Source organism: Acutalibacter intestini (assembly GCF_034334985.1).
GTDB classification, from domain to species: domain Bacteria; phylum Bacillota; class Clostridia; order Oscillospirales; family Acutalibacteraceae; genus Acutalibacter; species Acutalibacter intestini.
Map to the genome: position 1 here is coordinate 1 of NZ_JAWXXL010000044.1, position 24951 is coordinate 24951.

Below are 24951 nucleotides of genomic sequence, written 5' to 3' on the forward strand. Positions count from 1 at the left end.
CGGTATGTGTGGGCAGCTTTGCCTTTGTATGCACTCGGCTCGTGATTGGCACAATGATGACGGTGGGGCTGTGGGTGTTCCCTATGTCGTTAGAAACGATGAGTACGGGTCGTCTGCCGCCCTGCTCGGAGCCGACAATGGGATTTAGGTCTGCGTAGAAGATGTCCCCACGCTTGATAGTCCTTTCCATTATGTGTTTGACCTCCTATCTGGATTTAGGCAGGGGGTTCCTGCCTATGTAGCAGCCAGATACAGGGGAGTGTTTAAGGTCAGCGGGGCATAAAAACAAAGCCCTGTTTCCATAGACCGCCCTGCATCTGGCTTGATATGATAGGAGCATTTCTATTTGTCCTCGACACCCCGAAATGCGGATACGTTAAACGTAAGGGAAGTCACCAAACGGTCAGCAGCGAACTGACGCCACGGGAATCGCACCCCAACTGTCGGTCTGACAGAGCCGCCCTCATTGCCTGCGGCGGGTTGGCTACCGCTCGGACTGTGACTGGACGGGAGTATCATTGTCCTCTTTGCGGGTCATGGCGAAATCGGGGGCTGCCCGATATTTTGAGTCGGTAATTTCCGCTCACCACCTTTCATCGCTTCTGCTTTTTCGGCGGGTCATGGCGTACCGCTGCACACGCTTTTGCTCATCACAATCACAAAGAGAATGTATTTGGTGAATGGGTATTCGGTTGTCAAGGAGCTGCGGGAAGCCCATAGAAAAGCCCCCTCACTTTTCCAAAGGAAAAAATGAGGGGGCTATGCACGGAAAATTTAATTTTCCAAAAGTTTTTTGAGCTTTTGCAGGATTTTCATGATGTGCCTGCTGACGCTGGACTGGTTAATGCCATAGATACGGCTCAACTCAACCTGCGATTTGCCCTCATAGAAATGCTGTTGTATAAGCGTCCGTTCTTCTTCCGACAGCAATGTGAGGGAAGATTTCAGCTTGTCCAACATCATTCTGCGGACAACGGTTTCCGCAACATTTACCGCTTCATCAGCTATAAACTCAAAACCGTTACCGCTGTCATCAGCATTTTCTATCGCTTCTAAAGACATCAGGCTGTTGTCTGCATCGAGCTTTTGCAGATAACGCCACCGTTCCTTGTCCCGATAGAACTCGATGTAGTGGGTCTGTTCCGTCTCAATCAGACAGCCCTGCACGGGGATAAAGAACTTGTCCTTATAAGTTCCGTCCGCTTCCCTGCGGCGGCAGAAATCCTCGTAAGACAATTCCGTATAGCCGCCGTTTTCTTTGATATAGACCTTTCTTGGTGCATATTTCACCGTAAGTACCTCCAATCTGAATTTTGAAAATCGCTAAAATCCAGATTGAGAGGCGGGGAACGGCATCCCACGGCAGAAAGAGCCATGCGGCGTATTTCAGCAAAAAACGACAAAAGAAAAACCGCAAAGGCTACCACACCTTTACGGTTTAAGGAGAATATATTTCTATTGTATAGAGATTTGATTTCTACTTTCGAGGTACAAAGCCCCCATATGTTGACGAGGATTTTTTTAGCAGGTTATCCGCCCATCCTTGGTATGGTATATGTAAGTAGAAGTTGTTGCTTGCAGACAATAAAAATCCCTCCAAACTTCAAAAGCGAAGTCGGAGAGTGCTTAAGGCATAGCAAAACGGCTCACCGAAACATCGTTTTTTTTATTCGGTGGGCTTGTCCAATTTATATTCATATAAAGAACAGAGCCGATGAACCTGTGATTGCTCACTTGTTCATCGGCTCTGCGTCTTATGCGTCTGGCTCTTTAATGACTGTAATATGACACTTTTTTACTCGTATCAAACTTTCTTGCTTGCACTTTGGACAAAAGAGTGGAAAGTTTTTAAGCTCTGTATCTTTCCGTATCATAATGCGGGTTTTGTTTTTACAAATTGGACATAGTATCCATTGAGTATCTGCCATTACATCACCTCCCATATTACAAAACAGGAGTTTTTAAGCCAACATATCCATTTAGAGCTGCCATAATTAAAATAATTAGTCCCATTACGATACAAGCAATAAAGAAACGCCATCCTTTTAGAGATGCAAAATTTCTCAAATATACGAAATAGAGAATGGCTTTCCAAATCAAAATGCCTACAAACACAATGTTCAAAATCATTCCGAAAATAGTATTATTCCAGAATAGATAGAAGAAAACTTCGGTAAAAGCTACTACAACAGCACAAATTGCAGTAGGAGCATATGAGATACCCCATGCTTTTATATGGTCTGATACCGTTCTGTTACTGCCCAAACATCTGCATACAGCCCAAAATAAAATGCAAATGAGAGCATAAGATAATATCCCATATCCTGTGATTTTCAACATTCTCAGCATCTCAAATTCTGGTCGATTTACTCCGTAAAAATGCTGAAGAACAGGCTCAAAAACAGAATTTAGTAGTATCGTAATTATCACCAATCCCCACGAAACTGCTTTATTGCCTTTTGCAAAGGCTTCCGCAGGATGGTTTAGTGCTTCAATCAACTGCTTCATAGATTTACCCTCCAAAGAAACTCAGAAACAAATTTGTGTACTGTATTCCAAAAATCATAGTAAAAACAACAGCTTGAACGGCTGAAACTGTAAAAGCAAACCTCCAAGGATAGGTGACAATCATTTTTTTAATCTTACCAATACCAGAAGTGTCCTCCGCTTTGCATTCTGTTAATATACGACTGAGCATCATGTTCCTTTGCTGCTCTGTGGGTATCCCGTCCTGTTCAAATACTTCAAATGCTTTTTCGATAAACTCATCTTTCCTTGGCATTGTAGTCCCTCCTTTTCTCATATCCTGCATAGCTTTTTATAAAAGCGTTTTTTGCCCGCTGCAAAATGCTTTCTATGGCTTTTGGCGACTTTTCTACAATAGATGCAATCTCTTTAACGGTTTTTTCGTCAATATATTTCAGTACCAAAACAATTCTATATTGTTCTGGCAGCCCGTTTAAACAGGCTCGAACTTTTTCCCGTTCAAATGACTTAATCAAAAGCTCCTGTATATCTTGGGATGGGTCTTCGAGATACTCTGCCATATAATCATCAATCTCAACCATCTCAAATTTAGGGCTATACTGCTTTCGATAAAAGTCATTTAACTTATTTCTGGCTATTTTGAAAATCCAAGTTCGTTCAGAGCTTAATCCCTTAAACCCGGACATCCCTCTATATACATCCATAAAGATGTCTTGTGTTATATCCTCAGCCAGAGCTTTTTTCATTCCCGTTCGCAAATATACATACTGGTATATTTCACTGACATACGAGTGATACACCGATATGAATTTTTGTTCTCGTTCCTCTTTGAAAACACTCATATAATCATCTACCTCATTGAATTATAAGCTCCTTTGTAAGCAATATAGTATCCTTGTAGATTACCTCAAGCTTCAAAGAGCCAGCCGCTGCCTGCTCTGCCTCCAGTTCGTACACAACAATGTCCTGCATATCTTTTTCTGTTGCTTTTGTTTCAGATTTGATTTCAGTACCATCAAGATACCATTTCACGGTATATTCCATGCCTTTTGGACTCTCGACAAAATGGACGCTTGCATAAACTGGTTCATTAACGATAAGAGCGTCTTCTTGATTTGCTGACTCCAACTCTTCCTGCAAAGAATAGCTGCTATTTGAAATGATACATGTCTGAATAGTATCGTCATTGCCGCCGCATCCAACCAATGAAACTGCCATCATCAAAATTGTGATTAATAAAACCGTAACTTTTTTCATAGAAAATCCCTCCTTATTCACCGTAGTTATATTCATCCTGTTTTATAAAGGTTAAATATGCAATTATTAGAAATGATAAAATGCTGATACCAAAAATGACGGATGCCTGCGAAAACCTTGAAATATCTGATACTTCTGATAGTGCCTGCATCATTACTCCTGGTGCTATCAGACTGAAATTATCAACCATCTGAGTTGTCCATCCAAATGCTTTTCCGATTCCCTCTACTATCATAACAAAGAAACGGGGCATCAACAGTAAACCTATTGCTAAACTCCAAATGAGCGCTGCCTTTGAGGAACGGGCAAGTATTGAAATCAACATACCCATAGTAGCATAGACCATAATATATCCCCATAATGGAAGCAAATACTGTATCAGTACAAGTATATGTGCAAAGTTGCCGCTAAGCCCAATGATGGCACAAGTAACTGGTGTCATATAGATAAAGGACAAAACCAATGACATGATTGCTGCAACAAGGACTTTTGAAATAAAGATTCTTGTTTTCGGAATGCCCGAACATATGATACAGTCTAAAACATTGTGTTCTCTATCAGACGAAACCAAATCAAAATATGACGATAGTACCGCCCATGAGCCGAAAATCATATGCGGAAGAAACAATGCTAAAAACTCAATCTGGTCGCTCTCTACTAATTTTGTTCTACCACCCGATGTATAAAAGAAGAACACTCCCATACCTGCAAGAGCTATCCAAATAACCAATGTGCGTAAGTTCATTGCTTTTTTGAAATCTCGTCTAACAAGAGACAGAATATCCATTCTCATTTTCGCACCTCCTCTAAATGAAGTTGTTCCTGCACTATGCGCTTCACATTGCAAGCAGTGACCTCAAATATGCTAATGTCGTGTGAAGTCAACGCAGAAATCAACAGAGGAACTTGTTCCTTGGTAATTTGTGCGGTAAGTGTAGTTCCAAGCTTATCTACTGAAAGGGAGAAATCGCTCGCTAACATTTCGAGAACCTGTCTTGAAATGTTGGCTATTTTGAAAATATAAGAGCTTTCAATTTCATTGTCATATATCAGTTGCCCGTTTTGCAATATCGCAATGTTGGTGCAAATTTCGTCCATATCCTGCAAAATATGAGAGGAAATGATGATGCTTTTCCCTTTCTGGTGGATACCCTTAATAATGCCTTTCATCTCAAAAGTTGCATTGGGGTCTAAGCCTGCCGTTGGCTCGTCCAGAACATATAAATCTGGTTCACCTGTCATTGCAATAATCATTTGCAGTTTTTTCTGTTGCCCAGGTGACAGGTGTTTGACCTTTTTACTCATATCCAATTTCAGTTTTTTCCCAAGAAAAACACTTTCTTTGGTATCTGCGTTCCGCAATCGGGCAAAAAAGCGAATTATTTCAGAAACAGTTGTATTATCATCAAATCGACAACTTTGTGGCATATACCCAATAAAAGGTTTGCCCGTTTGAAGATTCACCGTGCCTTTTGTGGGCTTCATCAATCCGCTAATCAATCTTAGCAGGGTCGTTTTTCCTGCGCCATTCTGCCCAATAAGCCCGTAAATCTCGCCGTACTCAATAGACATATCGATTCCATGTAAAATCTCTGTTCTGCCAAAAGATTTTGACAAACTGTTGGTCTGAAGCACATATTTGTCCATTCCCTTGACCACTCCTTTCTGAGCAGATGTTTTCCTGCTTCATAAAGGTAGTCGTATGGATATCAAAAATCCCTCGCTTTTTTTAATATTTTTTTCTCCAAGCGTCAGCTTTCATATATTATAGACAGTGAAGCGGACTATATCAACTATGTAAATATGAATTTCCGTCTCTTGTAACAGGATATAAAATCTCCTATTTTAGGAGATTATACATCGTTTGACTGGAAGCCATATCTCTGTAAAATATAAGAGTAAGATTTTCAGAGTATAGGTGGTGAGCTAATGGACGAAAGAAACATTCATTTTGACTTCGACTTTACTCCGATTGGACAGGCAATCAAAAAAGCCCGTGAATCCAGAGGGATAACAAGAGAGCAGCTTTCTGGTATTATCGGCTATGCTCCCAGACATATTCAAGCGATTGAGAATGAGGGGCAGTATCCGAGTATTGAGCTGTTTATTCAACTCATTACAATGTTTGATGTGTCAGTTGATGAGTATATATTCCCAAACAAAGAAGTCAAAAAAAGTTCTGTCCGCAGACGCTTAGACGCACAGCTCAACAGATTAGATGATAAAGAGCTTTTCGTCATAGAAGCAACCGTAAGCGGACTATGTAAGGCAAAAGAGGAAACAGAGGATTAAGCCCCTCTGTTTTTCTTTTGCCTGTTTTTAATAGGCAGGGATGCCGTAGCCGTAGATAGAGCGGCTCCCGACAGGGTAGCTCCGCTGCCTACAGGCATCTCCAGAGTTGCCCTCCACGGTGTAGACGATGCCGTTCTCGCACCGTTCCACGATGCCGACATGGTCGGTTTCCCCGTCACCCTCCCAGTCAAAGAAGATGATTTGTCCTGCTTCTGGCGTAAAGCCAACCTCCTGCCATTGCCCCCTATCCTTAAACCACTGAGAGCCGTTGACGCATCCCGCAAATTTAGGGATAACGCCGCTGTCGATATAGCCGCACTGGTCGGCACACCACGAAACGAAGCAGGCACACCATTCCACACGCCCGTCAAAACCGTACCATGACCAATACGGCTCGCCGCCTGCGTTGCCCACCTGCGACAGAGCCACGGTGACGATTTCGCCGTCCCCGATGGTGATGCCGTAAAGCACCGCAGACCAGAGGGAATTGTTTTCCTCGGCAAGTAATTCCGATAGCTGCTGCCGCTGTTCCTCGTTGAAGCCGTATCTGTCCGCCATTTCTTCGGCTGTCTTGTGGCTCACGGTGATATAAAGGTAGGTCTGGGTGACGGTGGTTTCCGTTTCCACGATATTCCCGTGACCGTCATCGCTCTCGGTTATCTGGGTTTCGGTCTTGCTCTCGGTGCGGGAGCTGATTTCGTTCATCTCCCAGAAGATGTCCTTTAGGAGCTGCTTCTTGTTATCGTCCATTGTGGCGACTTCCTGTGGGTTGTCTGGGTCGGTGGTGGTCTTGACGGAGTACACCGCAAGCACCTCTTTCCAGACGGCACGGCTTCCAGACATCTCCAGTACATTGTGGGAAGTGCCGTTTATGATTTCATCAAGGCGGCTGTCGTAGTCGGCATTGATTTCACGGACTACGGTCTGCATGGTCATACCGTTTCCAGAGTCCTCGCCCGAAAAGAAGATGCCGAACACCGAGCCGACAAGCAGCCCGATTAGGCAGATAATGAGTATCACAGCAACGGCAATCCACCCGCCTGCCATGATAGCCGCTATCAGAGCCTTTGTGCCTGCGATAATCGCCTTGATTGCCGCAATGGTAGCCTTGACCGCCGCTTTAATGGCGTGGGCTGTCGCCTTGGCGGTGGCTTTTGCCGCCTGCGCCGCTTTCTGGGCGGTTTTCACGGAAGTCTTTGCCGCTGCTTTTGTTGCTTTGGCGGTCTGCTCGGTGGTCTTAATCGCTGCCTTAGAGGTGGTCTGGGCGGTCTTGATGCCTTTCTCCGCAGTTTTGACCGTACTCTTTGTGGCAGCTTTGACGGCTTCTTTTGATTTTACCGCACCTTGGGCAGCGGCTCTGGCGGCTTCTCTCGTTTTTACCGTGCCTTGGGCGGTGGATTTTACCGTCTTTTCGGCATTTCGGGCGGTGGTCTTGATGGTCTGCTTTCCCTGCTGCCTTGTCTTGATAAAGCGGCTCTTTGCTTTCTCGCCTGCATTTGCGGGGGTATCGGGGGCAGGAGAACGGCTCGCCGCCCCGTGACGGGGCTGTGAGCCGTTCCGTTCTGCAGCAGCCTGTGCTTTCTGTTTCTCTGCGGTTTTTACCGCCCTTTTTCCCTTAAAGTCCTCCACCTTGTCCTTTGCCTTGATGATGTTCTCCTTGGTGGTCTGGACGGATTTCTGCCCCTGCCTGTTGAGCTGGTGTGCGCCCTCGCCTGCAATCCGCTCCGAAGCATAGGAAACCTTGTCGGCGGCGTACTCGGTGGCAGAGCTTTCCTCCGCATAATAACCCTGCTCCGCCTTTTCCTTGGTCTTGGCATAGGCGGCTTTCATGCGCTCCGAAGCGACAGCCGCCTTGTCGATAGCCTTGATTGTGCCTTTGACCGCATCTCTGGTCTTAATCTTCGCCATATGGAGCCTCCTTTCCGAAGATACGCTGTATCCTCTGGGATTTGGCGGTCAAATCAGTCCACCTTTTTCGCCACCACCACAAGCCTGCCATTCTGGGCAGAGTATTCGCAGGTGGAGAGGGTGATGAGCCTGTCGCCGTACTCGGCGGTCACGCCCGTATCATAGAGGGCAAGTTCTTTACATTTCTCCACATAGGCGTTAAACTCGTCCTCGTTTTCCGCATTGACAAAATCATAGTAGCGGTAGCCCTCCGCACTGTACGCCACGGTCTTGAATACGGCGATGATTTCATATTCGCCCTGCTTCGTGAGGGTGTCGAACTGGATGGTCTTGTGTTCTTCGTAAAACTCCTTTTCCTTGTAGCTCTCCAACGCCCCGAACATTTTGCCGCCCTTGATGTGGTGTCCGTAGATAACCAGATTGTCGCTTGCGGCGATGTCGCAGTCCTCCTGCACATAGGGCGTACCTAAATCGCTGTACTCCTTTTCAAAGTTGCGCTTGAGGTAGAAGTTTGGATTGTTCTTACTCTGCATGACGGGGTAGTTGATGGTCGTGCCGTCAATGGCAATCCACCCTATCAAGTCCTCGTTCTGCAAGAACAGCTCGTTGTATCTCGCCAGAACGTCCTCGCCCTCGCTCACGGGTTCATCCGTGGGAACCGGCTCGGATTCGGGAGCCTGCTCCACTATCTGGGCAAGCTGCTTGAAGTTCTCTGCCTGCTCGTCCACCTGTGCATCGTGGTGGGAGATGCGGAAGATACAGAAAGCCGCCGCACCTAAAAGGCAGACGGCGGCAGCGATGCAGATAACAGACTGGTGCTTTTTCAGATATTCTTTCATAGGCTTTTCTTTTCCTTTCTCGTCTAAAATCAACTTGGCTTCATTTCGTTTGGTTTACCTTGTGTGGTCGGTGTGCTGCTTTGGAGCGGGTAACTCCCTGCAATATTCGGGATACCTCACCTTGATGCCCTCCATGAAGTAGGGGGCGAACTCGCAGCAGAATAATTCCTCTGGTGTGGAATACCTCTCACGCCCGTCCTCTGCGTAACCGTTCCAGAGGTTGAAAGCAAGGTGGCAGACCTTGACCGTGCCGCTTGTCTGCCATCCGCTGTGCATCCCCTCTGGCACGATGCAGTCCGTCTTGAAGTCGAACATGGTATTGATGTTCTTCCTTGTTTCCTCCGCAATCCCCATCACATAAAAAAACGCCCTGTGGTAGCAGTCGTTTACCCTGCATTTCATCATGTTCTCCAGAAAGAAATCACGGTGAGCCGTGCTGCGAAATCTAATATCCGCCATAAAATCCTCCTTTCCTAAAGCCCTGCTTTGGGGCATCGTGGGATGCCCGCAGGGTATTTTCATTGCTCCGATACAAAAAATCGGTTTGCGTTTCCTTTTTCAGCCGTGGCAGGATAATGTCCTGCACATAGGAAACATTGTTCTCGGCGGCGATAAAATCCCGCCCGTTCTTAATGCACTGGACGATTTCGCTCCCAGAGCCTGCAAAGGGGATTACCACCAAGCCGCCCGCATCGCTGCTTGCCCGTATCATCCGCTCCGCCAGCTTCTCTGGCTTCTGGGTGGGGTGGCTGGTGGCTTCCTTGTAGTTTGGCATCACCCTCGGCACCTCCCAGACATTGCCGCAGGACTTCCCCTTGGGGTTCTTCCTCTTGTCCTTTTCTCCGCCCTTGTCGTAGGGGATGCGGACGGCATCCACATGGATTTCATGCAGGGGCTTACTGTAAAACCACAAAAAATCTGCTTCGTCACGGTAGGCGGCTTTGGCAGGGCGCCCCGTCCTGTAATTCCAGACAATCAGATTCCGCTTTATCCAGTCGAACTTATCCAGTACCTCCACGGAGAGCTTATCTATCATCTGGCTGCTCCCCCAACAGTAGAACGCCCCCGTAGGCTTTAGGATGCGGTGGCATTCCCGCACCCACTCCATGCACCACGCCAGATACTGCGGCACGGACTGGAACACGAAGTCAAATTCCCCTTTCATGCGGTAGTAGGGCGGGTCGGCAATGACTAAATCCACGCTCTCCGATGGCAGCTCCTTTAACACCTCCACGCAGTCCATCGGGTAAATACGGTTTTTCTCCAAAATCACTCCCTTTTAGACCTCCCCGAATTTCGTTGTCATCAGCTTATACAGCTCCGTATTGCGGGGGAACTTGTTGACGAACGGCACGAGGGAGCTGCCTACTTTCAAAAGCCCCTGTCCTGCCCCCACATTGGTGATATAGCTCATCTGCAAGTCGGAGATGTTAAGGAGCTTTGCAAGCTCGATACGGTCTGTAGATGCTTGGTTGAGCATAATGATAAACTCGCTGTTGGCAAGCATCGTCCTCGCCGTGTGGCTCTGCAAGAGGTCGTCAACATTCTGGGTGATGCCCGTACAGTACGCCCCATACTTACGCACACGCTTCCAGAGGGTAAAGAGGAAGTTTGCGGAATACTCATGCTGAAAGAGCAGGTAAATCTCGTCAATAAAGATAAAGGTGTTCCTGCCTTTCGCCCTGTTCTGGGTAATGCGGTTTAGGATACTGTCAAGCACCACGAGCATCCCGATGGGCTGTAACTGCTTGCCCAAGTCCAGAATGTCATAGCAGATAAGGCGGCTCTTGGTATCCACATTCGTATGCTTGGCGAAAGTGTTGAGAGAGCCGTCCGTGAAAAGCTCAATGGCAAGGGCGATTTCCTGTGCCTCTGGCTCGTTCTGTTTAAGCAGTTCCTCACGGAAGTCCTGCAAGGTGGGCGGCACGCCCATATAGTTGCCCTGCTGATAGTGGCGGTACACACTCGCCGTGCAGCGGTCTATGATGGATTTCTGCTTTGCCCCAAGGCTCGCACCGCCGATAAGCTGCTCGCAGAGGGATAAAATAAACTCTGATTTGAGGATGACGGGGTTTGCCCCATCTCCGTAATCAGAGTTCATATCCATAGCGTTGATGTGGTTGTCGCTGGTCGCTGAGATGTGGATGACCTCGCCCTGCATGGCTTTCACAAGGGGCGAATATTCTCTCTCTGGGTCTATGATAATCACATCGGCGTTGGGGTCGGTGAGGATGATGTTCGTCATTTCCTCCTTTGCTGTGAACGACTTGCCCGCACCAGACACGCCGAGGATAAAGGAATTGCCGTTCAATAGGTGGCGGCGGTTGGCGATTATCATGTTCTTGGAGATAACATTCTGCCCGTAATACACGCCGTTCTCATGGTAGATTTCCTGCACCCTAAAGGGAATGAACACCGCAAGGCTCTCCGTGGTGAGGGTGCGGAAAGCGTCAATCTTCCTCACGCCAAAAGGCAGGGCGGTGTTCAGACCGTCCATCTGCTGAAATTTCAGCACGGCGAACTGGCAGAGGTGCTTCCTCGCCGTGGTGAGCAGGGCTTCCGTGTCATTGTCGAGCTGCTCCTTGCTCTCCGCCGTATGCACCATCGTGAGGACGGCAAACATCATCCTCTGGTCACGGGTGGTCAAATCGTCCAGAAATTCCTTGCTTTCCTTTCGCTGCTGCTCCAAGTCATAGGGGATGACGGCGGAAAAGTTGTTGTTCTGGTTCTGCTTCCTCTGCCAGTTGGTGATATTGGTTTCCACACCGAGCAGGCGGTTTTCCACTTCCCGCACGGCTTCGTCCGTAGGGACGGGTACGACATCCACGGAGAGCATCATGTTACGGTTAAGCTCGCAAAGCTCCGCCACCATGCTGTCCTTGATATAGGCAGCGTATTCTCTGAGGAATATCACACGCCCATACCTGTCGCCAATCTTGAAATAGTCCTTTTCAAACTCAAAGGTATCGGGGCAGATGAAGTCCTTGAAGTCGTGACCTTTCCGCATGGTCTGGGAGAGGTCGAAGCGGAATGCCGTTTCCTCTCCCGTGCGGTAGAAGTCGTGGAAGATGCGGAGCTTTTCTTCCGCATCAAGCTCCGTGCATTTTGAGCCGAGCCGTGAGAAGTGGGCGATAAGGTCAGCACCCACACGGGCAAAATAATTCCTCGCTTCCTCGATATTCTTCTTGCAGACGGATACGGTCACATACTTATCCTGCACGATGGAGTTTGCCCCTGTCGCCTTGTCGAGCAGCATCTTGTTGTACTCCCTGCGGTACTTATCCAATCCGTCATCCGCCATCGGGATTAAGATGGTCTGCTCAAAATCCGCCTTGTTCAGACGGCGGTTGTTGATGGTGATTTTTGTAGTTGCCCCACTGTCGAGGGAATTGAGCAGTTCCGAGTATTCAAGGAACATTGCCTCCTTGTCCTCACGGCTCGCCACGGCATAGTTGATGTCCTCAAACTTAAATGTCTTTGCGTATTTGTTCCTGCCCACGAGGAAAATGCCGTCCTCCCAGATGGTCTTGATGGGGATGACCGCCTGCACCGATTTCGGCACAACGAATTTCTCCCTGTCCTGCTTGAACAGGTTTTTAAGCGTCTTTAACATGGTCTACCTCCTTACGCTTCTTTGATTTCTTGGAATGTTTCGGTTTCTTCGCCTTTGCTTTCGCCGCCTTTTGTTTCTGCTTCTTCTGGACGGCGGGCATGCCCTTTTCGTGGGCTTCAAGGGTCGGCTTCATGGCTTCGTAGTAGAGATTGTCTGGGGAAAACAAAATCTTCTTTGGCATCAGAAATTCCGATTTTATCCACGCCCAGACGAACTGCTCCGCCGTCATGCCGTTGTACTTGATAAAGCCCATCATGGCAAAGGGGGAAGCCCCCAGAATACACATCCAGCTTAGGGTTTCCGTCCCGAACTGCGGGCGAAGCAGGAAATACAAGCCCACCGCCACGCCGCAGGCAAGGACGGAGAAAATGAACTGCCGCATCGACAGCCCGAAAAACATACTCTCCGTGTAGTTGCGGATTTCCTTATTTATCTTGACTTCCAATCGTTCTCACCTCCTTACCGCTCCCTGTCCTCATGCCTGCGGGCAGGGGGCTGTTTCTGCGTTTCCCTCTGCGGCACAAGGTAGGGCTGTCCGTCACGCTCCTTAACCTGCGTGGGATAGCCCATGACCTTTAATGCTTTTTGCAGGTCGGACACGCTTTCTTTGTCTGGCTTGCAGACGCCGATTGCCCGATAAATCTGCAAGTCGCCGTACCATTTCTCATTCTGGAAATTGTCTGCCCGAAAGAAAATATCCTCTTTGATTTCTTCAAGGGGCGTTTCAAATATCCTGCGGTATTCCGCTTCAAAATCATACATAGCTGTCCTCCTTACCGCTCCATTGCGTCCTTTCTCTTTGGTGCTTTCTTCTGGGACGGGTAGGGGATAAATTCTTCCTCGCCCTTGATAATGCTGAACTCCGCCCGCAGAAACGGGTGTGTTTCCTGCCTCTGGTACTGGCGGATAAAGTCAACCGCACTTTCCTTTGTGGCGGTGCTGCCCTGCATTGTCCCGTCCTTGAAAATATAAAACCGTTCCATCGCTTCCTCCTTTACAAGCCCATCATTTCACGCACAACACGGTCTGCCATCTTGACCGCACCCACAAGGACGAGCATATTAAACACAAGCTCCCCGATATAGCTCCACACCATCGACACCGCCGCTGCATCGGGATTGACCGCAGGGGGCGTTGCCGCAAAGAGGGAGAAGATGATGCAGGCAAGCACGATAATCGCTCCCTCCAGACATACGGCGGAGTAGCTCTTGATAAAGCTCTTTCCCACGCTCTGGCTCGGTGAGCCTGCAAAGGTGGAAAGCGGCACTGGTGCGATGGCGGTGTAGAGGTAGAGCTTGAAAAACCTGCCGTACACCGACATAATCATAATGAATGACAGCACTGTGATGAACAGCCCGCCGATGAGCGTCACCGCCCATAGGGGGATGCTCTCGAAAAAGCCGCAGTCCTCCACCGCCGTCACGATTTCCGAGGGCAGTACCGTCTGCTGTGCCGAGCCGAAGCCTGCGGCGTTCATAATGGTGGAGATTAGCCCCTGCATGATTCTGAACAGAGCCATCATCAGCTCCAGCCCGTAAGTCACCGCACCTTTGGCAAGGGCAAAGCGGATAAAGAGCTTTAATGCCTGCTCTGGGCGTTTTACCTCGGCAAAGTTGCCTGCGGTACGCATCACGCCTACCACAAAGAACAGCACGAGCAGGGCAAGCCCGATAGCCTGCACCGCACCGTGGATGTTGACGATTACATTCCAGATAGTGCCGCCCTTGAACTGTTCTGGGGACTGGGTTATGAGCTGCCATATCTCCGACAGCTTTTCATTCCATGTGTTAAGGGCGTTCTCTAAATTCTGCACAATCCAGTTATCTGACATTTGACCACCTCCGTTCTTAAAATTGGGCGGCGGGGCAAGTTCCGCAGAGCGGATCTGCCCCGCTGCCTTAGTCTTGTGTCAGTCTTTCAATGAGCTGTCTTTTCCCTTAGCCCGTGATGAGGGTCAGAATCTCCTTGGCAAAGGTAATCACAACGCCGCCTGCAAGGGTGAGGAATCCGTTCGCCCTCTGGGAAGGGTCGTGGGATTTAAGGCTCAAGCCCACCTGCACGATGCCGAAGCCGAGCATAATCATTCCGACAGCCCTCACCAGACCGAAAATGAAATCGGAAAGGTTGTTCACCACCTGGATGGGGTCGTTGGCGGCAAAGGCGGTCATGGAAGTGCCAAGCACCATCGTGAGGGCAAGCACCGCCACGCAGTAGCAGCGGAAGCCTTTCTTTACCCTGCCCGTCATGGGCAGCTTTTCGGTTGCTTTCTTCTGGGTGTCCTTTTTGTTGAAAAATCTCATGGTAAATCCTCCTTAAATTTGATATATTTCTTCTAAGTCCTGTTCGGACAGAAGCTCATAGGATGTGCTGACAGCGTTCACGCTCACGGCGTTCTTTGGAATGTCGCTGTCAAACACAAGGGTTGCGACAGCCTGCGTAGGCTCGCCGTGGAGATAGGGCGGCTGTCCTCCGTCAGTCGTCAACTTCACATTGGGGTGCTTTAGGATGTCGTACTTAAAATCCATGACGGGGCGTTCCCCACGCACAAAGAGAAGTGCGTAGCGGTTGTCGAGCATACGCACCTCGTCTGGGGTCAAAAGCTCACGCCCTGAAATCTGGTAGTTGGTGGAATAGTTCCCGCTGCGTCCAGAGCTTTTCCCATAGGTGTTGGTGTCGATGGTCGCCTTGCCGAGTAGTTCCGACACATATTTATGGGTGCTTTGCTCGTTGCCGCCCAGATATAGGAACTCGTCGCAGTTGCCGACGATGCTTTCCCATTGCTTCTCAAAGAGAGCTTTGAGCTGTGCCAGATTTTGCAGGATGATACTCACCGAAACGCCCCTTGACCGCATGACCGATAGTATCTTGTCAAAGTCATCGGGCAGCGAAACATTGGCGAACTCGTCCATAATAAAGTGGCAATGCACGGGCAGGCTCCCGCCGTACTTGTGGTCGGCAAGGTAGAAAAGCTGTTGGAATAGCTGCGTGTATAAAACGGACACAAGGAAGTTAAAGCTCGTGTCGTTGTCGGGTATCAAGGCGAACAGGGCGACTTTCTTTTCCCCCAGAGAGGGTAAATCAAGCTCGTCCGTTGCGGTTAGGGATGCAAGGCTCTCCAGATTGAACTTCTCAAGCCTTGCGGCAAGGGTTATCTGGATGCTCTTTAAGGTCTTGGCAGAGCCAGAGTGGTAGCCACGGTAGTATTTGAGGGCGATATGCTCTGGGTTTACCATCTCCAGACGGTCAAACAGCTCATCCAGAGGGCTTACATAGCTGTCATCGTCCTCCCGTACCTCACCTGCCCGCAAAAGCTCCATCACCATCGGGAAATTCTGCTCGTCTGGCGGTGCTTCGTATTTCAGATAGAACACCAGAGAAAGAAGCAGCATACTCGCCGCCGTGTCCCAGAACGGGTCTTGGGACTGGCTTCCTTTCGGCGTGGTGGCTTTGAATAAATTGGTTACAAGCCGCTGCACATCGTTGTCGTTCCTAAGATAGACAAAGGGGTTGTAACAATGGCTGCGGTGCATATTGATAAGGTCGAGGACACGCACCTCATAGCCTTTCTTCTCCAAAAGACCGCCTACATCCCGCACGATTTCACCTTTTGGGTCTAAAATTACCATCGAGGTGTTGCACTGCATGGCGTTGGGCTTGCAGAAGAAGCGTGTTTTTCCCGCACCGCTGCCGCCGCACACGAGGATATTCAGATTTCTCCTGTGTTTCTTCCCGTTCAGCCCGATGCGGACATTCTGGGTCAGCAGCTTGTTTGCCGATGCGTCCTTATCTCGGTACTTCTTGTTAAGCGTACCTGCGTTGCCCCATTTTGCAGAGCCGTGTTCCTCGCCCTTGCGGTAGTTCCTGCGTGTGGAGAGATAAATCCCGATGCCCATGCCGTAGGCAAGCAGAAAAATAAGGACAGTTTTTAAGCTGTCCTCGCACACCGTTATGGAAAACGGGGTGTTGATTGCCACGGATAGGTTGGAGATTATCTCCACGATGCCGCCGCTGACATAGGGTGCGGTCAGCAGGGCAAGCCACACGACAGGGATGATGCCGCAGGCGGCAAGGATTACGGCTGTTTTCTGGTCGTCACCGTTCCTCATGGCATCGGCACTTGCAGGGTGCGACTTTTACCTTTTTGCTTTTAGCCGTAGCCACCGTTTCAATCAGCTCGTCCACGGGGTCGGTGGGGCGTTCCTCCCGTATCTGCTGGTTGCGGAGCGTGTTCAAGGCATTGAGGACGATGTTCTTGTCGTATCGGTCAAGGGCGATGTGATACCGTTCTTCTCTCATGGGCTTCACCTCCGATTACCGTTCCTGCTCTTTGGACTTGGGCGGCTTGTTCTTCTCCATGCTCTTATACATATCGCTCTGGATTTCCCCAAGCACATCCCGCATCGAGCCAAGCTCGCCCTTGAACACCTGCGTATCCATGCCCTCAAACTCTTTCGGGAGCTTGTCGAAGTCAAAGCCTCTGGTATCCACGCCGTAGCGGGAGCTTACCATATACGCCACGCAGTAGGCTTTGAACTCGGACGCATCACGGCTCTCATTATGCTTGAAGTCAAAGACTGCCGCCGACACTTCCTTTGCCATGCTGACAAAGAGCTGTTCCTCGCTAAGCCCCTGCCGCACGAAGATGACCTGCTGTGAGCTGTCGTAGAACGCAGGGACTTCCAGCTCCTCCACGGGCTGGAATCCGACAGGGCTTGCGTCTATCATCGCCGCCACAAGCTCCCGCATGGTTTTTGGTTCTTTCGTATCCTGCCGCTCCTTTGCCGAGGTCTGGGAGATGTCGTAGACCACCTTGGCATTATAGGAGACCGCCTTTGTGCCGTCATCACGGTTATATTCCTTGCCCGGCTCAAGGATGGTGACTTTCTGTGCGTCCTTATCCACATACACACGGCTCTGCTTCCAACTGGAATAGTCCTTGAGCTGCGTGGCTTCGGGTTTCTGTGCCGACACCAAGATGGCGTTGTTGACGGAGTAACGGTCAAACCGCCCCTGCACGTCGAGGTACTGGCGGAAGGCATCGCCGTTTACCTCCATCTCGGCGCAGGTGGTGTCAATCAGCCCATAGGCTTCATTGCGCTGCGCCTGCTTTTGGGCAGCCCATTCCGCTTTGTCAAAGGGTCTGTTGCCGCCGCTGAATACATCATAGATACTCATTATCTGGCTCCTTTCGTTTTCTTGGGCTTCTTCCTCTGGGGCTGCTTATGCTCGGTCTTTCTGGGAGCGGGCTTCGCCCTGTCGGGAGATTTCTCCCTGCCACGGGTGGGGGAAGCATCGGCTTCCTGCTCCCTGCGGCTCTCCTTGATTTTCCGCAGTTCTTCCCTGACGGACGGTTTCTCGTCCTTAGTCATAGTAGCCCCCTCTGCGGACTTCCTTGGCTGCTCTGAGGTAGGCTCGGACAGAGGGGATTTTTCCGTCTTTGCCACCGAGGGGTTTGGGGCATTTTCCTCTTTCTGCATGGGCTTTCCCATGAGGGCATCCAAGAGCTTGTCTTTCTCCGCCTTTTCCTCCACGCCGATGTCTGGCTCTGGCTGTCCATCCTTTGTCCCCTTGGCATCTCGTGACTTTTCTGCTTCGGTGACGATGGATGCGGTATCCACCGATGCGAGGTCAAAGCGTTCCACAATACGGCTGATTTTCGATGCGTCCTCGGCACGGGCAATCACATCCACCTCCGCATTGGGGTCTTTGTTCTTACGGTCTGCAAGGACGCAGTAGAGTACGCCGTATTTCTTCGCTTCCTGCGTGAACTTCCGCAGGTCGGCGTTCTTCACCGTAAAGACTTTCAGCTCCTTGCCAGAACGCAGCATCGAGGTGAGCCGTGCCTTACCCTTGGTTTTCTTTTCCTCTTTTAGAATGGAATAGAGCAGGATGGCGATGTTCTTCGCACCTGCCCCCGTGATTTTGGCAGCGACTTCAAATCCCTCCAAGCTCATTCGGACGATTTGCTCCGCCGCTTCGCCGCCTGTGTTCATGCTTCATCAGCTCCTTTCCTTTTGCTTTGTTCTCATCTGCACGTATCGCTTCTAATTTCTCTTTGAGGGTGCCGCTGCGGGCAAGGACACCCTCGCACAATCTGACCTCCTTTCTGGCTGTTTTAAGCCGCCCCGTGATTTCGGAGATTTGAGCCTTGACCGCTTCTTTTTCTTCGCCGCCTGCTTTGCGGCTCTGGGAGTAAAGCCCCTTTCGCTGTTCGGTCAGCTCCGTTATCTCCGTTTCCAGAGAGCCTTTATATGACAAGAGCTGCTCCGCCGTGTCGATGTGGTTGCGGCAGAGCAGCCTTGTTTCCTGCGTGATGGCTTCCATCTTCATAAGGTCGTCCTTTAGGAGATAGTGAAGCCGTGCGTAATTCGGTTGTCTTTTCTTTGGCAGGATGCCGAGCTTATAACAGTAGTGGAGATACAGCCCACGCAAGCCGCTGATTTTCCTTGTGTCTTTGAGAGAGCCTTTTACCCTTATGACCTTGACCGCCTTTGTCGGCTCGGCAAAGCGGGAGAACTTCACCGCATAGGAATTTTCCCGTATGCGTTCCGTTATCCTGTCGTTGGTGTAATCGTCACCGAGCTTATAGAGCCGCTTGGGTCTTTGCCATCCTTTCCCGATAATCGTCCAGTATTTGCGGTTGGGGTCAAAGCTCACACGGTAGCCCATCTCCGCCATCTGGCGGTCAAAGTCTTTCAGCGTGTAGGATTTGGAGATTGCTTCGTCCACCGCCTGCCGTGCCACGGTGTCCCTTGTAGGCAGACCGTTCTTTTCGGCTTGGTAGAGGGCGTAGGGCTTCTTCCTGCCGCCTGGGTGTTCGATGACCGACAGGGAATATTCACGGCAAAGCTCATCGGAACGCTGACGCAGAAGCCGCAGGTTTTTCTTGTTGTCGTAGTAGTGCTTTCCGTCCGCAAAGGAGACGGAGTTGACAACAAAGTGGTTGTGCAGGCACTCGGTATTCAAGTGGGTGGCGACAATCACTTGAAATCTATCGCCCCACATCTTCTCCGCCAACTTCACGCCTACCTCGTGTGCCTGCTCTGGCGTGACCTCGCCCGCCTTGAAGCTCTGGAAGCCGTGGTAGCAGACAATCTCGCTCGTGTCGTTCCATTGGGCTTTGGCAATCATCATTTCATCCCTTGCGGTGGCGGGGTCGCAGTTCACGCCCGTGACGAAAAACTGCTGCTCGGTCTTGTCGCCGTTGGTGGCGTACTTCATCACATCGCCCATCGCCTGCAAGTCCGCTTCGGTGTATTTGGGGTTGGCGGTCTTTTCTGGGTTTTCGGCGTAGTCGATGGGGTGGTCGAGCCTGCCACGCACATCCCATATCTCGCAGACCGCCATCAGACCGCCGTCCGTTTCGGGAGCAGGTACTTCTTTCGGATGTCGATTTGAAACTCGTGCCACTTCCTCGCTTCCTCGTTCAGCATGGGCGTATCCACAAAGCCGAGGGCGTTTGCTTTCGCCGCAAGCTGGTTGATGCGGTTGCCGATGGCGGACAGCTCCCGCATGATTTTGTAAAATTCGGGGTCGGGCTTCTCGCAAAGACGGTATCCCTTTACCATCTCTCTGAGGAACGCTTCTCTGGAGCGTCCCGATTTCCGCACAAGCTCATGGAGCTGCTCGGCTTCGTCATCAGTCAAACGGAAAAGTATCTGTACCTTTCGGTTTCTCACTTTTCTTCACCTCCCTGTCGGAGAGCCTGTTAATCTGCAAACAGCACATCAGCATGACGCCCGCCAGACCGCCGAGGGTCACGCCGATGACAAAGAACAAAAACTCGCTCATTCTTATAGCTCCTTTCTTCTGACCGCTTTCTTGGCGGCATCCTTTTTATGGGGTATTAGGGGGCATCCCCTAACAAGCGAATTTGGTTAGCCAAATTCAGTGCTTGGTAAGACGTGTCTTAGTCTGCGTCCTCATACGTACATTCTCCGCACACGGGGCAGTAATAGGGGCATCCTGAACATTCCTCATGCTCCAGACACTCGTCCTTGATGTCCGCATCCTTGGCTTCGGTCTTGTCTGCGTCCGCAATGTCGGCTTCGCCGCAGACAAAATCCGCTTCGGAAAACTTCACAAGGTCGGTGTCAAAAAGCACGGTCTTGAGCTTCTCCCTTGCTTCTTCGGGGCTGTCTGCGTAGACGGAGACGGTCTTTTCATAGTGGGCGGTGAGGGTCACTTCATACTTTTTCAATCATTCTTTCCTCGCTTTCGGTCTTGGTTCTGGTGTCGGTTTGGGGGCTTGGGAAACGGAAGAATCTCTCATGCAATCAACGGGCATCCCCCCTTTCACGGCTCGGCTTCTGCCTTGCAATCCCCAGATAGGACATTAAAAAATCGTTGACATCCTTGCCGACTGGCGGCGGTGCGTCAACGATTTTATAGTCTTTCTGCAATAATTCTTGTAGGGCGGCGGTACATAAACGCCCTGCCTTGTCGTTATCCAGATGGAGATAGATGGTCTTTATCTGGGGATGGGCGTTGAGGAACGTGGTGAGGGCGATGGGGATTCTGCTCTCCGCAAGCTTCTTTTGGGGCTGGTACACGCCCGACAGAGAGAGCAGGTTTGCCGCCTTATAGTCCTTTCCCTCGCATTTGAGGTAGGTGGCGTAGGACAGCACATCTATGGCGGCTTCAAATAAATGCACCTTATCCGTAGGCTCTCTTGCCAGAAGTCGGAACGAATACCGCTTGTCGCTGCCCGATGCGTCACGCTTGAAGCTCCCCATCGTTCCACGGCAGGCGGCGTATTTGGGCGTGCCGCTTTCATCCTTTCCGATAAAAACGGCGTTGTGGTAGTCGGCACTCTCGTAGATTGTGCCGTCTGCGATGCAGTCCTGCACGATGGCGTAGTCGATGCCACGCCCGAAAAGGTACTGCAACACCTTGTCGCTGTCTTTATTCCTCGGCGGCAGGAGCAGCACTTTCGGCTCGTCCTTTTTCACGGCAGGGGGCGGCGGCTTCCAGTCGCCCATGTCCCCCGTGAGGGTCTGCACGGCTTCCACAAAGCCAAGTTCCCGTACTTTCATCAGATAGTCGAGGGCGGAGAAGCCGCCGAAGCCCCGTGACCACCAGTACCATTTGCCGTTGGAAATCTTCAAGCTGTCGTGTTCCCTTGTGCAGTAGACATTACCTGCCACACGCTTTAGGTTGCTCGGCTCATACCGTTGCAGGTAGGAGAGCAGGTCGATTTGCCGTGTCTGCTCAATCACGGCAGGGTCAAACTGAACGTAGCGGTTACTTCCCATTCAAATATAATCACCTCCAGAAATGAATTTAGCCGAGGGGCTTTCGTGGGGGAAAACCTCTCGGCTATGTAAATTTTCTATAATATTTTTTCTTAGGCACTCATAACTGCCAAAATTTTATCTTTAACATATTCTAATTTCTTAATATCGAAATTACATATCAAGTGCCACCTAAAATCATCCTTTCTAAATTTTATTTTGGTAATATCTCTAATGTGGCAATATAGACTTTCGAATAAAAACTTCCCACAAATCAAGTTAAATTCATCATTATGTTTCCTATGATAGCAATTTTTAATTTTTTCTATTTCTGATTCTGCATCACCATTTAATGAAAGCACCTGTTTTTGATATTCTTCAAAGGCACCTGCTTTTTCATAACCATCTTTACTGTCTATAAAAAGATACGGTGACCGTGAAACACTTTTCTCTTGTGGATACTCCTTTTTTACATAACAATAATAATAAAACAGACGGCTTGCTTGACTAATAATCCTATTTTTCCAATTATCAAAATCTACTCTTATTTCAACTTCTTTATCCGAACATTTTAATTGTCCTTTGGAAAATTTTTCACATGCTTTTTTGTCGATGAAGTAATTTTCTATATTATATGTTTCTAAATATATAAAATTTGGACTATCAATCATTTCATCTTGGCAAATATACCAGTCAAAATCTCCATCAGCAAGATAGATATTCTTTATCTGAGGATTTTCAGTATTATTTACACCAAATTCATTAAATGATTTTTTTAATTCTACTTTACCTCCTACACCTAAAATTTTTACTATTCGATATTTTTTACCTAATAATCTTTTGAAGATGGTTTCGTATTCAAATTCTTTTCCCTCATCCTCTACAAAAATATTAATGTCATTTAAATCACAAAAAAATAAATATTCTGTTGTTTTTGCTTCTGAGGAATACAACAAATCATCTGTATTTTCCATATTTATCACCTAATCAACATATTTTTTCTCAAGCTTAAACGTCTTATCTCTATTTTTACCTATTATTTCTGGCGCATGGGTAGCAAAAATCAATTGAATGTTTTTATTTATTTCCAATGTTTTTTCTACAAATATTTTTTGCCAAAAAAGATGAAGCGATAATTCTGGCTCATCAACTACAAATATTCCTGATGTGCTGTTTTTTACTTTAAAAATCAAATTTGCAAAAAAAGTAATTAATTGTTTTTCGCCAGAAGATAAAAATTGTATGCTTATAGGCTTTTTGCTATACTTAGTTGTAAAATACACATGTCCCATAGGATTAATTCTAATGACCTTTTCATCCTCGCCGGTGTTAATAAACTCGTTCATCGTATCAATAAATTTTTCAATTGGTTTTCTTATATCAGCCTTTTGCCTTTCCATTTCTTCTGCAAGAGAAACTATTTTTTTAATTTTAATAACTTCATTCATCTTTAAAAGAGTAGTTACTTGTATTGTTTCTTTGCCTTTGCTAATGTCATTGCATATTCCATCAAAAAATTCAGCAAAATGTATTTCCTCATCTTTGGTTATCAGTGATAAATCTTTTAATATCTTGATATATGCAGTTTTTGTTGCCCGAATACTATTAATATTCGCCTGCTGATTAATAATTTCATTTAGCAAATTATCAGAATCTGTATATTGTTCATTAACATCTAATGAAGATTTGAGAATATTATTTCTAAATCTATCACTTATATCTGATATTTGAGAATAAATTTTCCTACAGCTTTCCTCGATTAACCGTTCAATTTGTACCATTGCTAAATCTTTATTAATGGGTTCCTCAAAAGAGTCATCAACATAAATTGCTCTATTTCTTCGATAAAAAAACATATTATCTTCATTATCAAAATCATATACTACGGATGAACGGTTTAAAGGGAGATAAACATAGTTGAAAATCCTTTTAATTTCCATCAAAAATTCATACCTATTAAAATAATACCTAATCTTTTCAAAATCCCTATCTTTACCTCTGCTTTCCTTTAATATCTCTACATTTCTTTCAATTACATTTTCTTGCTCATTAAATTTTGTCCGAAGTTGATTATCTTCTCGCACTATAACTATTTTTTGTACTTTTTTCGTGTTGTTTTTGGGGGCATATTGTAATACTATTTTCTTGAAATCATAGTCGAACAATTTATATATTTGCCCCGTAATTATAGCCTCAGTTATATTCAAAATAGTAGTTTTTCCACAACCATTTAGTCCATACAAAAAAGTAACATCGGAATTAAATGTGATATTATCATAATTATAATGCCCATAGAGTTTTTCTATTTGCAGTCGAAGTAGTTTCATATAAATCTCCTCCAATGTCGTTACTGTCACTGATTATACCACCTTTCACCACTATTTTCCATATAAATATGCACCTCTAATAATATATTCTTGCCCAAATAGAGATAAAACTATTGTCTTATATCATATTATTTGCTAAAAGACGGCATCAGCTCTACGCCAACGCCGTCCTTTCTTCGGTTCAGTCCGTCACAAAATCCCTGCTTTTTTCAGATACCCCACGCTGTCATAGCAGCCACGGAAGTATACTGCCTGCATCTCCATGTCCGTGAGCTGGTTCTTTAGCTCCATCACTTCAATGAGAGCCGCACATTCTTCCTTGGTCAGCTCGCTTTCCGTCTCGCTGTCAAACACGCCTAAGACCTTGGGATATTTCTCATAGATTCCCTCAATCTTGTCTTGCAGGGCTTTGTATTCCTTATCTTCCTTTGACAGCTTGGCGGTGACAGAGCTTAGATATTCGTTGAAGATGCTGCCGTGGACGTCTACAAAAGTCTCAAATCTGAACGCATCAGACATTTTCCTCACCTCCGATTTTTCTTATCGCCACCTATTATACTGCCCAGAATCCTGCAATACAAATGTGCAAACGGCAAATTTAACGCTCACGGTTCGGCGTTTTCTTTTCGGGCGGTTCGGTTTCCTGCTCCGGCTCGGTATCCATGACGGGGGTATCTTTCTCGTCCAGATTCAGCTCGATGTTCAGAAGATTGAGCCTGTCGGTCTTTTCTTTCAGTTCTTCCTCGTAGGCAAAGGGTTTCTGCACCTCGGTCTTTGCGTTGGCAAGCTGCTCCAAGGTTTCCGTTTTTCTGGTCTTGGCGGCTTCCAGTCTGGCAGGGAGCTTTCCAAGCTCGTTCTCAATTCTGGTGATATTTCCTAAGAATCTGTTTAGCATCTATTTAAGAGCAGACGAATAAAGGCAAGAGAAAACATTTGAAAAGAGTTCTGTAATTTACGTTCGCAGTTTTTCCAGAGTCTCCGACATTTGTCGAGCC

Annotated in this window: 32 protein-coding genes and 2 pseudogenes; 1 reads left to right on the forward strand and 33 read right to left on the reverse strand. The window is 47.9% G+C overall.

The genetic code is table 11. From position 1 onward, the window contains the following. From U8U68_RS18995 to U8U68_RS19035, 9 genes and pseudogenes are all read right to left on the reverse strand, one after another. The coding region (locus U8U68_RS18995) for a type II toxin-antitoxin system PemK/MazF family toxin (protein ID WP_322203643.1) at positions 1–190 on the reverse strand (190 nt) is incomplete at its 3' end. A 584-nt stretch (positions 191–774) separates the two neighbouring features. Then, positions 775–1290, reverse strand: a complete 516-nt coding sequence (locus U8U68_RS19000; protein ID WP_247230726.1) for a sigma-70 family RNA polymerase sigma factor — start codon at positions 1288–1290, stop codon at positions 775–777. Positions 1291–1738: 448 nt separating this feature from the next. Beyond that, positions 1739–1928 (reverse strand): annotated as a pseudogene (locus tag U8U68_RS19005) (cysteine-rich KTR domain-containing protein). A gap of 16 nt (positions 1929–1944) precedes the next feature. After that, complete coding sequence (locus U8U68_RS19010) at positions 1945–2508, reverse strand: YIP1 family protein (RefSeq protein WP_247230729.1); 564 nt, start codon at positions 2506–2508, stop codon at positions 1945–1947. Between the two features lie 4 nt (positions 2509–2512). After that, the gene (locus U8U68_RS19015; RefSeq protein WP_247230731.1) at positions 2513–2782 is read right to left on the reverse strand and encodes a hypothetical protein; all 270 of its coding nucleotides are present in this window, start codon (positions 2780–2782) and stop codon (positions 2513–2515) included. Next, complete coding sequence (locus U8U68_RS19020) at positions 2766–3329, reverse strand: RNA polymerase sigma factor (RefSeq protein WP_247230733.1); 564 nt, start codon at positions 3327–3329, stop codon at positions 2766–2768. Before U8U68_RS19020 ends, U8U68_RS19015 begins: the two co-directional genes overlap by 17 nt. Positions 3330–3342: 13 nt before the next feature. Next, complete coding sequence (locus U8U68_RS19025) at positions 3343–3744, reverse strand: hypothetical protein (RefSeq protein WP_247230735.1); 402 nt, start codon at positions 3742–3744, stop codon at positions 3343–3345. A gap of 13 nt (positions 3745–3757) precedes the next feature. Then, positions 3758–4537: an ABC transporter permease gene (locus U8U68_RS19030; protein WP_322203649.1), complete on the reverse strand. Its 780-nt coding sequence runs from the start codon at positions 4535–4537 to the stop codon at positions 3758–3760. Then, a complete protein-coding gene (locus U8U68_RS19035; protein ID WP_167653839.1) occupies positions 4534–5391 on the reverse strand; it encodes an ABC transporter ATP-binding protein in 858 nt (285 codons plus the stop codon). Before U8U68_RS19035 ends, U8U68_RS19030 begins: the two co-directional genes overlap by 4 nt. Positions 5392–5673: 282 nt before the next feature. Between U8U68_RS19035 and U8U68_RS19040 the strand changes: the two genes are divergently transcribed. Continuing rightward, positions 5674–6036, forward strand: coding sequence for a helix-turn-helix transcriptional regulator (locus tag U8U68_RS19040; RefSeq protein ID WP_247230739.1), 363 nt, complete (start codon positions 5674–5676; stop codon positions 6034–6036). Positions 6037–6063: 27 nt separating this feature from the next. On the opposite strand, the gene U8U68_RS19045 is transcribed toward U8U68_RS19040, so the two are convergent. The 24 genes and pseudogenes from U8U68_RS19045 to U8U68_RS19160 all read right to left on the reverse strand — a co-directional run. Continuing rightward, entirely contained in the window at positions 6064–7866 is a 1803-nt protein-coding gene (locus U8U68_RS19045) for a CHAP domain-containing protein (protein ID WP_437124453.1), read from the reverse strand. A gap of 131 nt (positions 7867–7997) precedes the next feature. Then, positions 7998–8783, reverse strand: a complete 786-nt coding sequence (gene srtB / locus U8U68_RS19050; RefSeq protein ID WP_247230743.1) for a class B sortase — start codon at positions 8781–8783, stop codon at positions 7998–8000. 54 nt (positions 8784–8837) lie between these two features. Next, on the reverse strand, positions 8838–9242 hold the full coding sequence (locus U8U68_RS19055) for a DUF6075 family protein (RefSeq protein WP_247230745.1): 405 nt from the start codon (positions 9240–9242) through the stop codon (positions 8838–8840). Next, a complete protein-coding gene (locus tag U8U68_RS19060) occupies positions 9229–10056 on the reverse strand; it encodes a DNA-methyltransferase (RefSeq protein WP_322203654.1) in 828 nt (275 codons plus the stop codon). Before U8U68_RS19060 ends, U8U68_RS19055 begins: the two co-directional genes overlap by 14 nt. Positions 10057–10062: 6 nt before the next feature. Beyond that, entirely contained in the window at positions 10063–12396 is a 2334-nt protein-coding gene (locus U8U68_RS19065) for a VirB4-like conjugal transfer ATPase, CD1110 family (protein ID WP_322203656.1), read from the reverse strand. After that, entirely contained in the window at positions 12380–12841 is a 462-nt protein-coding gene (locus U8U68_RS19070; protein ID WP_322203658.1) for a PrgI family protein, read from the reverse strand. Before U8U68_RS19070 ends, U8U68_RS19065 begins: the two co-directional genes overlap by 17 nt. 14 nt (positions 12842–12855) lie before the next feature. Beyond that, positions 12856–13158: a hypothetical protein gene (locus tag U8U68_RS19075; protein ID WP_247230753.1), complete on the reverse strand. Its 303-nt coding sequence runs from the start codon at positions 13156–13158 to the stop codon at positions 12856–12858. Positions 13159–13169: 11 nt separating this feature from the next. Beyond that, the gene (locus U8U68_RS19080; protein WP_247230755.1) at positions 13170–13379 is read right to left on the reverse strand and encodes a hypothetical protein; all 210 of its coding nucleotides are present in this window, start codon (positions 13377–13379) and stop codon (positions 13170–13172) included. Between the two features lie 11 nt (positions 13380–13390). Then, complete coding sequence (locus U8U68_RS19085) at positions 13391–14227, reverse strand: VirB6/TrbL-like conjugal transfer protein, CD1112 family (protein ID WP_247230757.1); 837 nt, start codon at positions 14225–14227, stop codon at positions 13391–13393. Between the two features lie 106 nt (positions 14228–14333). After that, the gene (locus U8U68_RS19090; RefSeq protein ID WP_322203662.1) at positions 14334–14696 is read right to left on the reverse strand and encodes a glutamyl-tRNA amidotransferase; all 363 of its coding nucleotides are present in this window, start codon (positions 14694–14696) and stop codon (positions 14334–14336) included. A gap of 12 nt (positions 14697–14708) precedes the next feature. Beyond that, entirely contained in the window at positions 14709–16502 is a 1794-nt protein-coding gene (locus U8U68_RS19095; protein WP_322203664.1) for a VirD4-like conjugal transfer protein, CD1115 family, read from the reverse strand. Continuing rightward, entirely contained in the window at positions 16489–16692 is a 204-nt protein-coding gene (locus tag U8U68_RS19100) for a hypothetical protein (RefSeq protein ID WP_120477792.1), read from the reverse strand. Before U8U68_RS19100 ends, U8U68_RS19095 begins: the two co-directional genes overlap by 14 nt. A 15-nt stretch (positions 16693–16707) precedes the next feature. Then, positions 16708–17571, reverse strand: a complete 864-nt coding sequence (locus U8U68_RS19105; RefSeq protein WP_257341064.1) for a hypothetical protein — start codon at positions 17569–17571, stop codon at positions 16708–16710. Next, a complete protein-coding gene (locus U8U68_RS19110) occupies positions 17571–18389 on the reverse strand; it encodes a PcfB family protein (RefSeq protein WP_247230766.1) in 819 nt (272 codons plus the stop codon). The genes U8U68_RS19105 and U8U68_RS19110 overlap by 1 nt, the downstream gene beginning before the upstream one ends. Continuing rightward, positions 18331–19806, reverse strand: a complete 1476-nt coding sequence (locus U8U68_RS19115) for a relaxase/mobilization nuclease domain-containing protein (protein WP_437124452.1) — start codon at positions 19804–19806, stop codon at positions 18331–18333. The genes U8U68_RS19110 and U8U68_RS19115 overlap by 59 nt, the downstream gene beginning before the upstream one ends. Next, the gene (locus U8U68_RS19120; RefSeq protein WP_257341062.1) at positions 19743–20075 is read right to left on the reverse strand and encodes a plasmid mobilization protein; all 333 of its coding nucleotides are present in this window, start codon (positions 20073–20075) and stop codon (positions 19743–19745) included. Before U8U68_RS19120 ends, U8U68_RS19115 begins: the two co-directional genes overlap by 64 nt. Then, complete coding sequence (locus tag U8U68_RS19125; protein ID WP_257341061.1) at positions 20035–20187, reverse strand: DUF3789 domain-containing protein; 153 nt, start codon at positions 20185–20187, stop codon at positions 20035–20037. Before U8U68_RS19125 ends, U8U68_RS19120 begins: the two co-directional genes overlap by 41 nt. Before the next feature lie 118 nt (positions 20188–20305). Further along, the gene (locus tag U8U68_RS19130) at positions 20306–20596 is read right to left on the reverse strand and encodes a hypothetical protein (protein WP_322203670.1); all 291 of its coding nucleotides are present in this window, start codon (positions 20594–20596) and stop codon (positions 20306–20308) included. A 76-nt stretch (positions 20597–20672) separates the two neighbouring features. Then, a complete protein-coding gene (locus tag U8U68_RS19135; RefSeq protein WP_322203672.1) occupies positions 20673–21650 on the reverse strand; it encodes a DUF3991 domain-containing protein in 978 nt (325 codons plus the stop codon). Between the two features lie 92 nt (positions 21651–21742). Then, complete coding sequence (locus tag U8U68_RS19140; protein ID WP_322203674.1) at positions 21743–22603, reverse strand: DUF4435 domain-containing protein; 861 nt, start codon at positions 22601–22603, stop codon at positions 21743–21745. A 9-nt stretch (positions 22604–22612) separates the two neighbouring features. Next, positions 22613–23956, reverse strand: a complete 1344-nt coding sequence (locus tag U8U68_RS19145) for an AAA family ATPase (protein WP_322203676.1) — start codon at positions 23954–23956, stop codon at positions 22613–22615. Positions 23957–24145: 189 nt separating this feature from the next. Beyond that, on the reverse strand, positions 24146–24475 hold the full coding sequence (locus tag U8U68_RS19150) for a DUF6664 family protein (protein ID WP_322203678.1): 330 nt from the start codon (positions 24473–24475) through the stop codon (positions 24146–24148). Positions 24476–24554: 79 nt separating this feature from the next. Further along, entirely contained in the window at positions 24555–24851 is a 297-nt protein-coding gene (locus U8U68_RS19155) for a hypothetical protein (protein ID WP_322203680.1), read from the reverse strand. Continuing rightward, positions 24845–24951, reverse strand: a pseudogene (locus U8U68_RS19160) (IS5/IS1182 family transposase); the annotation flags it as partial. The pseudogene U8U68_RS19160 and the gene U8U68_RS19155, both read right to left, overlap by 7 nt.